The 467-nt window shown below is 58.0% G+C and carries 1 pseudogene; it reads right to left on the bottom strand.

The window, feature by feature from the left end:
- Positions 1-112 precede the first annotated feature (112 nt).
- Positions 113-467 (bottom strand): annotated as a pseudogene (locus K1I43_RS15475) (helicase-related protein); the annotation flags it as partial.

Below are 467 nucleotides of genomic sequence, written 5' to 3'. Positions count from 1 at the left end.
TCTTCGAGACGTCGAGTCGCCTGCCTTGGGCGGCTCGCTGCTCGTCAGTGATCATCGAATTGTAGCCGCGGTGGCCTTTCCCATAGTTGAACTTCTCGACGAGCTCGTCAGTATCAGCACCCTCGCGAGCCAGCATCTCAGTGATGTCGCCGATCTTCTTGCGCAACGGCTGCGGATCGATCCCGTGGTCCTTGTTGTACGCCATCTGGATATCGCGACGACGATTTGTCTCGTCGATGGCGACCTGCATGGAATCAGTGATCTGGTCGGCGTACATGATGACCTGACCGTTGACGTTACGAGCGGCGCGGCCGACGGTCTGGATAAGGGACCGTTCAGAACGCAAAAAGCCCTCCTTGTCGGCGTCAAGGATCGCCACCAAGGAAACCTCCGGGAGGTCGAGTCCCTCTCGTAGCAGGTTGATACCGACAAGCACATCGAACTCACCCATGCGCAACTCCTTGAGC

This window comes from Anoxybacillus sp. ST70 (genome assembly GCF_019553625.1).
In the GTDB taxonomy this organism is placed as follows: domain Bacteria; phylum Bacillota; class Bacilli; order Bacillales; family Anoxybacillaceae; genus Anoxybacillus; species Anoxybacillus gonensis.
This window is presented reverse-complemented; position numbering and strand designations above follow the sequence as displayed.